This window comes from Lysobacter sp. 05T417 (assembly GCF_056396405.1).
In genome coordinates, this window is record NZ_JBFTLK010000001.1 from 272,054 (window position 1) to 284,263 (window position 12,210).

Annotated in this window: 14 protein-coding genes; all 14 read right to left on the reverse strand. The window is 69.8% G+C overall.

What is annotated here, in order from left to right; all coding sequences use genetic code 11:
* Positions 1-45 precede the first annotated feature (45 nt).
* Positions 46-2,115, reverse strand: a complete 2,070-nt coding sequence (gene flhA, locus AC1DER_RS01160; protein WP_477246655.1) for a flagellar biosynthesis protein FlhA — start codon at positions 2,113-2,115, stop codon at positions 46-48.
* Positions 2,112-3,275 (reverse strand): flagellar biosynthesis protein FlhB, encoded by a 1,164-nt coding sequence (gene flhB / locus AC1DER_RS01165; protein WP_477246657.1) that lies wholly within the window; start codon positions 3,273-3,275, stop codon positions 2,112-2,114. The genes flhA and flhB overlap by 4 nt, the downstream gene beginning before the upstream one ends.
* 16 nt (positions 3,276-3,291) lie before the next feature.
* Positions 3,292-4,086 (reverse strand): flagellar biosynthetic protein FliR, encoded by a 795-nt coding sequence (fliR, locus tag AC1DER_RS01170; RefSeq protein WP_441814461.1) that lies wholly within the window; start codon positions 4,084-4,086, stop codon positions 3,292-3,294.
* Between the two features lie 8 nt (positions 4,087-4,094).
* Positions 4,095-4,364, reverse strand: coding sequence for a flagellar biosynthetic protein FliQ (locus AC1DER_RS01175; RefSeq protein ID WP_441814460.1), 270 nt, complete (start codon positions 4,362-4,364; stop codon positions 4,095-4,097).
* A 13-nt stretch (positions 4,365-4,377) separates the two neighbouring features.
* On the reverse strand, positions 4,378-5,226 hold the full coding sequence (gene fliP / locus AC1DER_RS01180) for a flagellar type III secretion system pore protein FliP (protein ID WP_477246660.1): 849 nt from the start codon (positions 5,224-5,226) through the stop codon (positions 4,378-4,380).
* Positions 5,223-5,609, reverse strand: a complete 387-nt coding sequence (fliO, locus tag AC1DER_RS01185) for a flagellar biosynthetic protein FliO (protein WP_441814458.1) — start codon at positions 5,607-5,609, stop codon at positions 5,223-5,225. The genes fliP and fliO overlap by 4 nt, the downstream gene beginning before the upstream one ends.
* On the reverse strand, positions 5,606-5,941 hold the full coding sequence (gene fliN, locus AC1DER_RS01190) for a flagellar motor switch protein FliN (protein ID WP_441814457.1): 336 nt from the start codon (positions 5,939-5,941) through the stop codon (positions 5,606-5,608). The genes fliO and fliN overlap by 4 nt, the downstream gene beginning before the upstream one ends.
* On the reverse strand, positions 5,938-6,945 hold the full coding sequence (gene fliM / locus AC1DER_RS01195; RefSeq protein WP_441814456.1) for a flagellar motor switch protein FliM: 1,008 nt from the start codon (positions 6,943-6,945) through the stop codon (positions 5,938-5,940). The genes fliN and fliM overlap by 4 nt, the downstream gene beginning before the upstream one ends.
* The gene (locus AC1DER_RS01200) at positions 6,942-7,421 is read right to left on the reverse strand and encodes a flagellar basal body-associated FliL family protein (RefSeq protein WP_477246665.1); all 480 of its coding nucleotides are present in this window, start codon (positions 7,419-7,421) and stop codon (positions 6,942-6,944) included. The genes fliM and AC1DER_RS01200 overlap by 4 nt, the downstream gene beginning before the upstream one ends.
* Before the next feature lie 169 nt (positions 7,422-7,590).
* Positions 7,591-8,595, reverse strand: a complete 1,005-nt coding sequence (locus tag AC1DER_RS01205; RefSeq protein WP_477246667.1) for a flagellar hook-length control protein FliK — start codon at positions 8,593-8,595, stop codon at positions 7,591-7,593.
* 125 nt (positions 8,596-8,720) lie between these two features.
* A complete protein-coding gene (locus AC1DER_RS01210; protein WP_477246669.1) occupies positions 8,721-9,188 on the reverse strand; it encodes a flagellar export protein FliJ in 468 nt (155 codons plus the stop codon).
* Positions 9,189-9,193: 5 nt separating this feature from the next.
* Complete coding sequence (gene fliI / locus AC1DER_RS01215; protein WP_477246671.1) at positions 9,194-10,591, reverse strand: flagellar protein export ATPase FliI; 1,398 nt, start codon at positions 10,589-10,591, stop codon at positions 9,194-9,196.
* Positions 10,588-11,223 carry a FliH/SctL family protein gene (locus tag AC1DER_RS01220; RefSeq protein WP_477246673.1) on the reverse strand — a complete coding sequence of 212 codons (636 nt, stop codon included), beginning with the start codon at positions 11,221-11,223 and terminating at the stop codon, positions 10,588-10,590. Before AC1DER_RS01220 ends, fliI begins: the two co-directional genes overlap by 4 nt.
* Positions 11,220-12,206 (reverse strand): flagellar motor switch protein FliG, encoded by a 987-nt coding sequence (fliG, locus tag AC1DER_RS01225; protein WP_441815197.1) that lies wholly within the window; start codon positions 12,204-12,206, stop codon positions 11,220-11,222. The genes AC1DER_RS01220 and fliG overlap by 4 nt, the downstream gene beginning before the upstream one ends.
* Positions 12,207-12,210: the final 4 nt, after the last annotated feature.

Below are 12,210 nucleotides of genomic sequence, written 5' to 3' on the forward strand. Positions count from 1 at the left end.
GCCGGAACGCCGACGCCACGTCTGTCTCAGGGCACATCTGTCGAACTAACCAATCGCACCAACCAGGCGCAGGCGCTTGTCCTCGGGGACCTCGCCGTAGGCCAGCACCGACAGCGAGGGAACGCTGTTCCGCACCAGCCGCGCCAGCGTCGCGCGGACCCCGCCCGGTACCAGCAGCACCGCGGGTTCGCCGCGGCCTTCCTGGCGGGTCACGCACTCGCTGAGGTTCTGATGCAGCCGCTCGGCGAGTCCGGGTTCCAGCGCGGCGCCCTGGCCGCTGACGGAGTCCTGCAATACCCGTTCCAGAGCCGGCGCCAGCGTGTAGACCGGCAGCTCGGCGGCCATGCCATTGAGTTCCTGGACGATGAAGCGCCCCAGCGCAGTGCGTACCGCGGCGGTGAGCAGGGCCGGGTCCTGGCTGTGCGCGCCGTGGTCCAGCAGCGCTTCGACGATCTGCCGCATCTGCCTGACCGGCACGCGCTCGGCCAGCAGCGACTGCAGCACCTTCACCACCACCGACAGCGGCAGCAGTTTTGGCGTCAAATCTTCGACGAGCTTGGGGACGCTGCGTCCAAGACCCGTCAGCAGGTGTTGCACTTCCTCGTGACCGAGCAGTTCAGCGGCGCGTTCGCGCACCAGGTGCGACAGGTGGGTGGCGACCACGGTGGCGGCGTCGACCACGGTGTAGCCGAGCGATTCGGCATGGGCACGCTGGCCCGGCGGAATCCACACCGCATCCAGGCCGAAGGCCGGGTCCTTGCCGGGGATGCCCTCGAGCGGTCCGAACACACGGCCCGGATCGAGCGCGAGCTCGCGGTCGGGATGCAGCTCGCCGCTGGCGATCGGCACGCCATGCACCAGCAGGCGGTACTGGCCGGGGGCCAGTTCCAGGTTGTCGCGCACGTGCACGGCCGGAACCAGGAAGCCCAGGTCCTGGGTCAGCTTGCGGCGCACGCCCTTGAGCCGCGCCAGAAGTTCGCCGCCCTGGGCCTTGTCGACCAGCGCGATCAGGCGGTAGCCCACTTCCAGTGCCAGCGGCTCGACCGGGCGGATCTCGTCCCAGCTCAGCTCGGCATTCGGAGAAGGCGTTGCGGCGGCGCTCGGCGCGGGCGCCTGCGCCTCGGCCTGCGCGCGTTGCCGCAGCTTCCAGGCGGCGAATCCGAGGATGCCCGCCAGCACCAGGAACGGCACGTTCGGCATGCCGGGCACGATGCCGACCAGCGCCATCAGCAGCGCCGCGACGGTGAGGGCGCGCTGCTGGCCGAAGACCTGCTTGGACACCGCCGCGCCCATCTCCTGTTCGCCGGTGGAGCGGGTGACCAGCATCGCCACGGCGGTGGCGACCAGCAGCGCCGGCAGCTGCGCGACCAGGCCGTCGCCGATCGCGAGCAGGGTGTAGGTCCTGACCGCCTCGCCGAAGGCCATGTCGTGCTGGAGCACGCCGATGAGCATGCCGCCGACCAGGTTGATCGCCAGGATAAGGATGCCGGCGATGGCGTCGCCGCGGACGAACTTGCTGGCGCCGTCCATCGAACCGTAGAAGTCGGCTTCCTCGCGGACTTCCTGGCGGCGCGCCTTGGCGTCCTCGCGCGTCAGCAGGCCGGCGTTGAGATCGGCGTCGATCGCCATCTGCTTGCCGGGCAGGGCGTCGAGGATGAAGCGCGCCGACACTTCCGAGATGCGACCGGCGCCCTTGGTGACGACGACGAAGTTGACGATGGTCAGGATCGCGAACACCACCAGGCCGACCGCATAGCTGCCACCGATGACGAACTGGCCGAACGATTCGATCACATGGCCGGCCGCGCCCGCGCCTTCATGGCCGTGCAGCAGCACCACGCGCGTGGAGGCCACGTTCAGCGCCAGCCGCAGCAGGGTGACCATCAGCAGGACGCTGGGGAAGATCGAGAACTCCAGCGGCCGCTTGACGTAGACCACCGCCAGCATCACCACCAGCGACAGCGCGATGTTGATGGTGAACAGTGCGTCCAGCAGCAGCGGCGGCAGCGGCACCACCACCATTGCGAGCATCGCCATCACCACCAGCGGCGCGGCGGCGCCGTCGCGGATGGCGTTCATCCAGCCGGCGGCAGAAGGGCGGGCCTGCTCGCTCATCGGGCGTCGCCCCTGTCGGCTTGTTCAACGGCTTCGTCGACGGCGCCGTCAGCGCCGACATCGACCGTCGCCAGCGACGGCATCGGGCCGCGGCCAGGCACCCAGGCCTTGAGCTGGTACACGTAGGACAGCACTTGCGCGACAGCGGCGTAGAGTTTCACCGGGATTTCCTGGTCGACCTGCGCCTGTCGATACAAGGCGCGTGCCAGCGGCGGTGCCTCGACCACGGCGACCCGGTTCTTCTCGGCCACGGCTCGGATGGCCAGGGCCATCTCGTCGACGCCCTTGGCCACGACCGTGGGCGCGCGCATGCGGCCGGCGGCGTACTTCAGTGCGACCGCGTAGTGGGTCGGGTTCATCACCACCACATCGGCGCCCGGCACCGCCTCCATCATCCGGCGGCGCGACATCTCGCGGGCGACCTGGCGCACGCGTGCCTTGACCTCGGGGTTGCCTTCGGACTCCTTGGCCTCGTCGCGCAGCTCCTGCTTGGTCATCTTCAGCTTGCTGCGGTACTGGAAGTGCCGCCACGGCACGTCGATGGCGGCCAGCGCGCCCAGCGCGGCGACCATCGCCAGCAACGCGGTCGACGCCAGGTCGACGCCCTGGGCCACGGCCGCTTCCAGCGACGCGTGCGGCATCGCCAGCAGCGAGTTGAAGGCGCGGTGCACCACCCACGTGCCAATGCCGCCAATCAGCAGTACGCGCAGCAACGAGCGCAGCACCTCGGCCAGGCTTTCGCGGCCGTACATGCGGCCCAGGCCCGTCATCGGGTTGAGGCGGTTGAAATCCGGTTGCAGCGACTGACCGGCGAAGCGCAGGCCGCCCATCACCATCGGCGCGATCACGCACGCGGCCAGCGCCGCCAGCACCAGCGGCAGCATTGGCAGGGCGAGGCCCGCGACCAGGCTGGCGGCGTGCGGCACGAGCCGGTCCGGCGCATCGATCAGTGCACGGTCGAAGCTCAACGCGGCGCGCAGCCAGTCGCGCGATGCCGCGCCGATATGGCCGCCGGTTGCCTTGAGCGCGATCACCGCGCAGCCCAGTACCGCGACATTGGCCAGCTCGCGCGATCGCGGCACGTCGCCGCGTTCGCGCGCCTCGCGCAGGCGCTTCTGTGATGGTTGTTCGGTGCGGTCTTCCCGGTCTTCGCTGCTCATCGCGGCCCGCCACAGCTCATCGGGTGAGGCCGCGGGCGGCGTTGAAGGCGTCGTCGAACAGGTGCTGCACGGGCGCCTGCAGCTCGCGCGACAGCATCATCAGCAGCAACAGGCCGACCAGCAGCGACACCGGAAGGCCGATCGCCATCGGGTTCAACTGCGACGCCGCGCGGGCGAGCACGCCAAAGGCGATGTTCACCGCCAGCAGCGCCATCACCACCGGCAGCGCCAGCAACACGCCGGCGCGCAGGCAGGTGGTGAAGAAGGTGGGCACGGCGGCCAGGAAGGCCTGGGTGTCCGGCAGCGCGGCGCCGATCGGCAGGCTGGCATAGCTGTCAGCGAGCAGTCGCACCAGCGCCAGGTGGGCATCGAAGCTGAAGAACAACAAGCCGAACACCAGGTAGAACCATTGCGACAGCACCGGCGAGGACGCGCCGCTGAGCGGATCGGCCATGGTCGCGAACGACAGGCCCATGCCCTGGGAGACGAGCTCGCCGGCGAACTGCCCGGCCTCGAAGGCCAGGCGCAGCATCAGGCCGATGGCGATGCCGACGGCGAACTCCCGCATCACGCCGAGCACGGTGGCCGCGTCGACGGCCATGACCGGTGGCGTTGGCAGCACGGTCGAGATGGCCGCCGCCAGCGCCAGCGTGATCATCAGCCGCGCCCGCGCCGGCAGCCCGTGACCGCCAACCATCGGCAGCACCTGGACCGCCGCGCCAATCCTGATCGCGTACCACAGCACCGTGCCGAGCATCGCGAACAGGTCAAGGCCGGTGGCCGAGGCCAGGGTGACGGTGTCGGCGTCCATGCCTGCGATCAACCGATCAGTTGCGGGATGCGGTGGAACAGGTCGATGGTGAATGCGACCATGCGGCCGAGCAGGAAGTGCCCGGTCAACGCCAGCGTCGCGATCAGCGTGATCGCCTTGACCACGAAGGCAATCGTCGGTTCGTTGATCTGCGTGGCGGCCTGCAGCACGCCGACCACAACGCCGATGGTGAGCACCGCCAGCAGCGGCGGGGCGCCAAGCAGCATCGCCATCTGCAGGCCGCGGGCGATCTCGCCGAGGGCGACTTCAGGACTCATCGTCGTCGCCCCGTCAGACCGGGTTGAAGCTGGCGGCGAGCGAGCCGACGACCAGCACCCAGCCGTCGACCAGGACGAACAGCAGGATCTTGAACGGCGCCGAGATCAGCATCGGCGACAGCATCATCATGCCCATCGACATCAGCACGCTCGCCACCACCAGGTCGATGATCACGAACGGGATGTAGACCAGGAATGCGATCTCGAACGCGGTCTTGAGCTCGCTGGTCAGGAACGACGCGGCGAGCACGCTGAACGGCACGTCCTGCGGCGTGGCATAGGGACCAGTGTGCGACAGGCCGGCGAAGGTGATCAGATCGTTCTGCCGCACCTGCGCGAACATGAAGCCACGGAACGGCTCCGATGCGGCGACCCAGGCACTCTTGAAGTCGAGGGTGTTGTCCAGGTACGGCGCGATGCCCGCGGCCCAGGCCTGGTCGAACACCGGCATCATCACCATCGCGGTCAGGAACAGGGCCAGCGCCAGCAGCACCTGGTTGCCCGGTGTCTGGCCGGTGCCCAGTGCCTGGCGCAGCAGGCTCAGCACGATGATGATCCGGGTGAAGGCGGTGATGCCCATCAGCGCCGCCGGAAGCAGCGTGATGCCGGTCATCAGCGCCAGCACCTGCAGCGGCATGCTCACCGGCTCGCCGCCGATCTTGCCCACCGTGACCGACGGCAGGGCACGCGACGGCGCTGCAGCCACCGGCGCGGCCGCCGTCGGAGCGCCGACCGATGCAGGCGTGGACGGCAGCGACTGCGCATTGGCAGTGCCGGTGCCCGTGGTGATCGTCAGCACCGCTGCAACCAGCAGGCTCGCGATCGCGCGCAGCGACCAGCGGAGGATCTTGTCGCGACTCATGCTTTCTTTCCGAAATGCTGCGCAAGCAACTGCGCGAAGGCCGGCGTGGCGGGCGTGGCGAGCGGAAGCGGCGCGTCGAGGGTGTGCAGCGTGCGCGTGCCACCGGCGCCGACACCGAGCAGCAACTGGGTCTCGCCGACGGCGACCACGACCAGGCGCTCACGCGGGCCCAGCGCAAGCGAGCCGACGATGCGCAGCGCCGGATTGCTGGCGCCGCCCATGCCAGGCATGCGCCTGGCCAGCCAGGCCAGGGCGAAGATCAGACCGATGACCAGCATCAGCGCCAACACCGCGCCGCCGATGCTGCCGGCGCTGGCCGGCGATGCCACCGGCGTCGCCGCCACGGCGGCGTGGGCGGCCTGGGCTGCGTGCGCGGCGCTCATCGCAGCCTCTTGATCCGCTCGGCCGGGCTGACCACATCGGTCAGGCGCACGCCGAAGCGGTCGTTGACCACGACCACCTCGCCCTGCGCGATCAGCGTGCCGTTGACGTAGACGTCGAGCGGTTCCCCGGCGCCGCGCTCGAGTTCGACCACCGAACCCTGGTTGAGCTGAAGCAGGTTGCGGATCGGGATGCGGGCGCGACCGACTTCCAGCGACAGCGACACCGGGACGTCGAGGATCACGTCGAGGTTCAGGTCGGTGCCATTGCCGAAGCCGGAATCGGCGGTCAGCGGATCGAATGCGGCTCGTGCTGCGGAAAGATCGGAGTTCATGGCGTCGCCGTGAGTGAGTCGAGGGTGGGAATGGTCCGCGCGGCGTGCACCTGCGTGACCTTGATGGCATTGCGGCCGTTGTGGATGCCGAACTCGCCGGAGAACAGCGGCATCTGCTCCACCTGCAATTGCACGCTGGTGGCCAGTTCGATCGGGATGATGTCGCCCACGCGCAGGCGCGACAGTTCGCGCAGGCTGATCTGGCGGCGCGCGATCGCCGAGCTCAGCTCGACTTCGGCGTCCTGCAACTGCAGGCGCATGGCGCGCGTCCAGCTTTCGTCCTTCTCGACGCGATCGCTCTGCACGCCGGCATCGAGCTGTTCGCGGATCGGTTCGAGCATCGCGTAGGGCAGGGCCACGTGCAGTTCGCCGCCGCCGCCCTCGAGCTCGACATGGAAGCGGCTGACGACGATGTAGTCGCGCGGGCTGATGATGTTGGCGAAGTGCGGGTTGACCTCCGAATTGAGGTACTCGAACTCCACCGGCATCACCGGCGCCCACGCATCGACCAGGTCGGCGAAGGTCTGCTTGAGCAGCAGCTGGATCACCCGCATCTCGGTCGGGGTGAACTCGCGGCCTTCGATCTTGGCCGGGTACTTGCCCATGCCGCCGAAGAAGTTGTCGACCACGGTGAAGACCAGGCGCGGCTCGAACATCACGATCGCGGTGCCGCGCAACGGCTTCATCTTGACCAGGTTGAGGTTGGTCGGTACCTGCAGCGAGTGCATGTACTCGCCGAAACGGACCAGGTCGATGCCGCGCACCGACAGGTCGGCCGAGCGCCGCAGCAGGTTGAACAGGCCGATGCGCCAGGTGCGGGCGAAGCGTTCGTTGATCATCTCCAGCGTTGGCAGCTTGCCGCGGACGATGCGGTCCTGGCTGGCGAAGTCGTAGCTGCGCGCCTCGCCCGGCGCCGGCGGCGGCTCGGTCTCGACCACGCCGCTGTCGACGCCATGCAACAGCGCGTCGATCTCGTCCTGGGAGAGCAGGTCCGCGCTCATCACTGGGTGACCATGCTGGTGAAGATGGCCGCTTCGACCTTGTCGGGTGCGCCTTCGGCCTTCAGCAGCTGGCGCACTTCCGACAGCGCCGCTTCCTGCAGGCGTTCCTTGCCGCTGCGCTGCGCCAGCCGCACCGAGGACTGTTGGCCGAACAGCAGCAGCAGGCGGTTGCGGATTGCCGGGGCGTGGGTTTCGAACGCGGCCAGGGTGGCCGGATCACGCGTGACCAGCTGCACGTCGGCCTGCAGGTAACGCACTTCGTTCTCGTCGGCCAGGTTCACCACGAACGCCGGCTCGATGGCGAAGTACTGCGCCGCCGCGCGCACGGGGGACGCGGCCTGCGGTGCTGCCGGCGTGGCGGCCTGGGCCTGCTGTTGCTGCCACCACCAGCCACCGGCGCCGGCCGCGGCGAGCAGGACGATGGCAATCATCAGCCAGTTGCGCTTGCCGCCTTCTTCGCGCGGGCGCTGGCTCGACACTGGGGATTGGGAACTGGGGGCTGGCACGAGCGGCGCTCCTGGGGGCTATGCCAGAGTCCGTGCAAGCGGTGTGCCGCGACGATGGCGCGGCGTTGCCGGGGTGGTGTCGGGGTTTTGACGGGAAACTGAACCCGGTCGCGCCGGTGTGTTGACGTGGTACGTGCGCCGATCAGGCGTACTCGTCGAGCAGCCCGCGACTGCGCACGACCGGTGCAGCGAGTACTGACGGACGCGCGCCCGCCGTTTCCACATCGCTGTCGCGGCCGGCGGACATCGGGCGCGGGCTCTGACCGGCGTGCTGGCCGCCGTGGCGCTGGCCGACGTCGGCATGACCCAGCTGCAGGCCCTGCTGGCCGAGCATCTCGCGCAGGCGCGGCACGCTGGCTTCGATCGCTTGTCGCACATCGGCGTGGGCGCTGTGGAATTCAGCGTTGACGCGCGTGCCGTCCAGTTGCACGCGCACCTCGATCGGACCGACATGCTCGGGATTGAGACGGATCTCGGCATGCCCCACGCGTTGCTCGGCCATCCACGCGATGCGTGCGCCGATGCCGTCACCGAAGCCGGCATCGGGGTTGTCGGGCAACGCCAGCGGCGGGCCCGGCACGGTCGCGGCCGCGTCGGCGCGCAGTGGCGATGCGGACGGAGCCATGGCGGCGAAAAGGGCGTTGTCGAACGGTGAGGCATCGACGGCGGTGGCGGCAACATCGCCGTCGCCGTTGAGCGCCGCGGCGGCGAGTTCGGTCACGGCGGGCAGCGCGATGCTGGCGTCGGTGGAAGCGGTCGTGGTGGGCGTGGCGGCAAAGGCGAAGGGCATCGCGGCCGCAGGCGTCGCCGGCATTGACCTGGATGTGCCGGCGTCGGTGGGAGGCGCCGGCGCGGCAGTCGCCGGCGCATTCGTCACAACGGGTGCGACAAGACTTCCGGAAAGCAGTGCAAGTAATTGATCAGGCAGGGAACTATTGGCGTCCTCGGGGCCGGCGACGGCCGCATCGCGCGGTGCAGGTGCGGCGACGGTTGCGGCAGGCGCTTCGGTCTTGGCGGCCAGCATCCCGGCAAAGTCGCTCTCCGGTTCGGCATCGCCGGTCGCACCGTCCGCGGCTGCGTCGCGCTTCGCCGACGCGTTGACTGCGCTTGCGTCCTTGCCGCCGTCCGTCTTCGCACCGTTCTTCACGGGCGCATTCGAGCCCTCGGCCACAGCGCCCGCACTTGTCGCATCGGCAGGACCCGGGCGGGCAGGATTGCCCGCGCTGGCCGGCGGCGGCGCAGGCGCGGACGGAACGCTGGCGGCCGCTCCGATCACTTCTTGGCTTCCGCGGCGTCGGCGGCTTCGGCGGCAACCGCCGCGGCGCGGGCGGCGCGACCGCCGATGTCGTCGAGCTCGCGCTGCATGCGCTGTTCGGCGTCCTTCGACTCCTGCGCGCGGTAGCTGTCGGCCAGCTGTTCGAGCACCTTGGTCTCGCGGCTGGCCAGCATCAGGCGTGCGCGTTCGACATCGCTGACGCGGCGACTGTTGTCGACGACACCGGCCTGCTGCACGACCGCGGCATTGAGCCGTTCGCGGAATGCGAGCCGGTTGACCAGCAGCGCCGGCACGATGGTGGTCGATGTCGGCGCGGCCGCGTATTCCTCGGCGTAGCGCCGCAGGGCATCCAGCCGCTCCTGCTGCGCGGCGAGCTCGCGCTCACGCTCGGCGACCTCGCGTGCGGCCTTGTCCTGGCGTTGCTGTACCACCTTGATGAGCGGGTCGAGCCGTTGCGAGCGCATGTGGATCAGGTCTCCAGGATCATCGGCAGGGAGGAGGTGTCGGTGCCGTCGAGCAGGCGCGCGAGAGCGGCGCGGCTGGCTTCGACGTCGGAAGCTTCGGCGACGTCCTGGCCGAGGAAGGCCTGGATCGCCGGCCAGCGGGCCATGGCCTCGTCGACGGACGGATCGCTGCCGCGCTGGTAGGCGCCGATGGCGATCAGGTCGCGCTGCGCCGAGTAGGCCGCCATCAGGCGCTTGAGCTTGCGGATGCGCTCGCGCCAGGCCGGGTCGGTGATGTCCTGCATGACGCGACTGACCGAGACCTCGACGTCGATTGCCGGGTACTGGCCGGCATCGGCGATGCGACGGGTCAGCACGATGTGGCCGTCCAGGATCGCGCGCGCGGCATCGGCGATGGGTTCCTGCTGGTCGTCGCCTTCGGTGAGCACGGTATAGAACGCGGTGATCGAGCCGCTGCCCTCGGCGCCGTTGCCGGCCCGTTCCACCAGCTGCGGCAGCTTGGCGAAAACCGATGGCGGGTAGCCGCGGGTGGTGGGCGGCTCGCCCACCGACAGGCCGATCTCGCGCTGGGCATGGGCGAAGCGGGTCAGTGAATCCATCAGCAGCAGCACGTGCAGGCCCTGGTCGCGGTACCACTCGGCAATGGCGGTGGCACGCAGCGCACCGTGCAGGCGCGCCAGCGGCGGGCGATCGGCCGGCGCGGCGACCACCACCGATCGGCGCAGGCCTTCCTCGCCCAGGGTGCTCTCGACGAAGTCGCGTACTTCGCGGCCGCGCTCGCCGATCAGGCCGACGACGATGACGTCGGCGGCGGTGTAGCGGGTCATCATCCCCAGCAGTGTCGACTTGCCGACGCCGGAACCGGCGAACAGGCCGATGCGCTGGCCACGTCCGATCGGCAGCAGGGCGTTGATCGCACGCACGCCGACGTCGAGCGAACGCGTGATCGGCTCGCGCATGAGCGGATTGATCGCGACACCGCCCAGGCCGACCCAGTGCTCGGCGCGCAGCGGCCCGCGACCGTCGAACGGCACGCCATCGCTGTCGATCACACGACCGAGCAGGCCTTCGCCGACCGCGACTTCGCCGCGGCGCCGCGTCGGCACCACGCGCGCGTTCGGCAGCAGGCCTTCGAGGTTGGCGGTGGGCATGAGGAAGGTGCGGTCGCCGGCGAAGCCGACGACTTCGGTTTCGACCCAGCGGCCACCGGCGGTCTCGACGCGGCAGCGCGAGCCCAGGGGCGCGCTGCAGCCGGAGGCCTCGAGGGTGAGACCCACGGCGCGGCGCAGCACCCCTTCGCGCGCCAGCCCCAGCGAGGCCGGTTGCGGATTGGCCGCGGCCAGGCGCGAGGCCAGGCGCAGTCCACGTGCTTCCTGCCAGTGGGCGGCGGCGACCTGACTCATGGCGTGGCCTCCGGACTGGACACCAGCGCGGCATCGAGCACTGCGGCATCGAGCACCGACTGCAGGCGCGCGGCCAGGGTGCCATCGATGCGCACGCTCTCGCTGTTGAGGCGCAGTTCGCCGCGGCCGAGCGTGCCGTCGATGGTCAATCGCACGCCGTCGAGTCCGGCCAGGTGCGGGGCGAGCACGCCGAAATCGTCGGGGTGCAGGCGAAGTTCAATCTCGCGGCTGCCGCTGCCGACCGCATCCAGCGCTTCGCGCACGAGGTCGGCAAGCAGGGTGGCATCGGCGATATAGGCGCGGCCGAGCAGGGTGCCGGCGATGCGCACGGCAAGGTCGGCCAGGGCATCGGCCACTTCGCCGTCGAGCCGGGCCAGCGGCCGGGTGAAGCCGTCGAGGATGCCCTCGATCTGCGCCATCGTGCGGCGCACTTCGTCCTGCGCCGCGGCAAGGCCTTCGGCGTGGCCACGCGCATAGCCTTCGGCCTGGGCGGCGCGTTCGAGCGCCTGCAACTCCTCCACGCTGGGTGGCGCGGGCAGTACCGGCTGATCTTCGACCAGCGGCGCCAGGCCCGTCGCCAGGCCAGGAGCATTCCAGCGCACCACGTCGAACGACACGGCCTGGGCACTCATACGAATGCCTCGGTCTTGGCCGCCAGCTGGATCTCACCGCTGTCGGCCATCCGGCGCACGATCGACAGGATCTCCTTCTGCGCGGCTTCGACTTCGGCCAGGCGCACCGGGCCGCGGGCCTCCATGTCCTCGATGAGGATCTCGGCGGCGCGCTGCGACATGTTGCCGGTGATCTTCTCGCGCACCTTGGCTTCGGCGCCGCGCAGCGCCAGCGCGAGACGGTCGCTGGGAACGTCGCGCAGCACGGCCTGCATCGAGCGGTCGTCGAGATCGGAAAGGTTGTCGAACACGAACATCAGGTCGCGGATGCGTCCACCCAGGTCGCCGTCGACCTGGCCGATCGCCCCCAGGATGATTTCGTCCTGGCCCGAGTCCATGAAGTTGAGGATGTTGGCCGCCACCTTGATGCCGCCGACCGAGGACGACTTGAGGTTCTGGCTGCCGGCAAACTGGCGCGCCATGACGTCGTTGAGTTCGTTCAGCGCGTGCGGCGGAATGCCGTCGAGGGTGGCGATGCGCACCAGCACGTCGGCGCGGACGCGGTCGGGCAGGCACTTGAGGACTTCGGCGGCCTGGTCCGCGTCCAGGTGCGACATCACGATGGCGATGATCTGCGGGTGTTCCAGCCGCACCAGGTCGGCGATGGCGCGCGGTTCCATCCACTTGAGGGTGTCGAGCCCGGAGGTGTTGCGGCCGAGCAGGATGCGGTCGATCAGGCTGCTGGCGCGTTCCTCGCCCAGCGCCTGGGTCAGCACCGCGCGCACGTATTCGTCGGCGCCCGAGCCAAGCGCGCTCGGTTGTGCCAGCACGTCGACGAAATCGTCGAACACGCGCAGGACATCATCGCGCGAGACGCCGCCGACCGAGGTCATCGCCACGCCGAGCTTCTGCACTTCCTTGGCGCCCATGTGCTTGAGCACCTCGGCCGCCTGCTGCTCGCCGAGCGACAGCAGCACGATCGCGGCACGCTGGACGCCGGACAGGGGC

Bases quoted from the DNA above. Each gene is read 5' to 3' on its own strand.
- AC1DER_RS01175 (WP_441814460.1), bottom strand. From the start codon at position 4,364: ATGAGTCCTGAAGTCGCCCTCGGCGAGATCGCCCGCGGCCTGCAGATG.
- fliO (WP_441814458.1), bottom strand. From the start codon at position 5,609: ATGAGCGCCGCGCACGCAGCCCAGGCCGCCCACGCCGCCGTGGCGGCG.
- fliN (WP_441814457.1), bottom strand. From the start codon at position 5,941: ATGAACTCCGATCTTTCCGCAGCACGAGCCGCATTCGATCCGCTGACC.
- flhA (WP_477246655.1), bottom strand. From the start codon at position 2,115: ATGAGCGAGCAGGCCCGCCCTTCTGCCGCCGGCTGGATGAACGCCATC.
- fliR (WP_441814461.1), bottom strand. From the start codon at position 4,086: ATGGACGCCGACACCGTCACCCTGGCCTCGGCCACCGGCCTTGACCTG.
- fliI (WP_477246671.1), bottom strand. From the start codon at position 10,591: ATGAGTCAGGTCGCCGCCGCCCACTGGCAGGAAGCACGTGGACTGCGC.
- AC1DER_RS01210 (WP_477246669.1), bottom strand. From the start codon at position 9,188: ATGCGCTCGCAACGGCTCGACCCGCTCATCAAGGTGGTACAGCAACGC.
- flhB (WP_477246657.1), bottom strand. From the start codon at position 3,275: ATGAGCAGCGAAGACCGGGAAGACCGCACCGAACAACCATCACAGAAG.
- fliP (WP_477246660.1), bottom strand. From the start codon at position 5,226: ATGAGTCGCGACAAGATCCTCCGCTGGTCGCTGCGCGCGATCGCGAGC.
- AC1DER_RS01220 (WP_477246673.1), bottom strand. From the start codon at position 11,223: ATGAGTGCCCAGGCCGTGTCGTTCGACGTGGTGCGCTGGAATGCTCCT.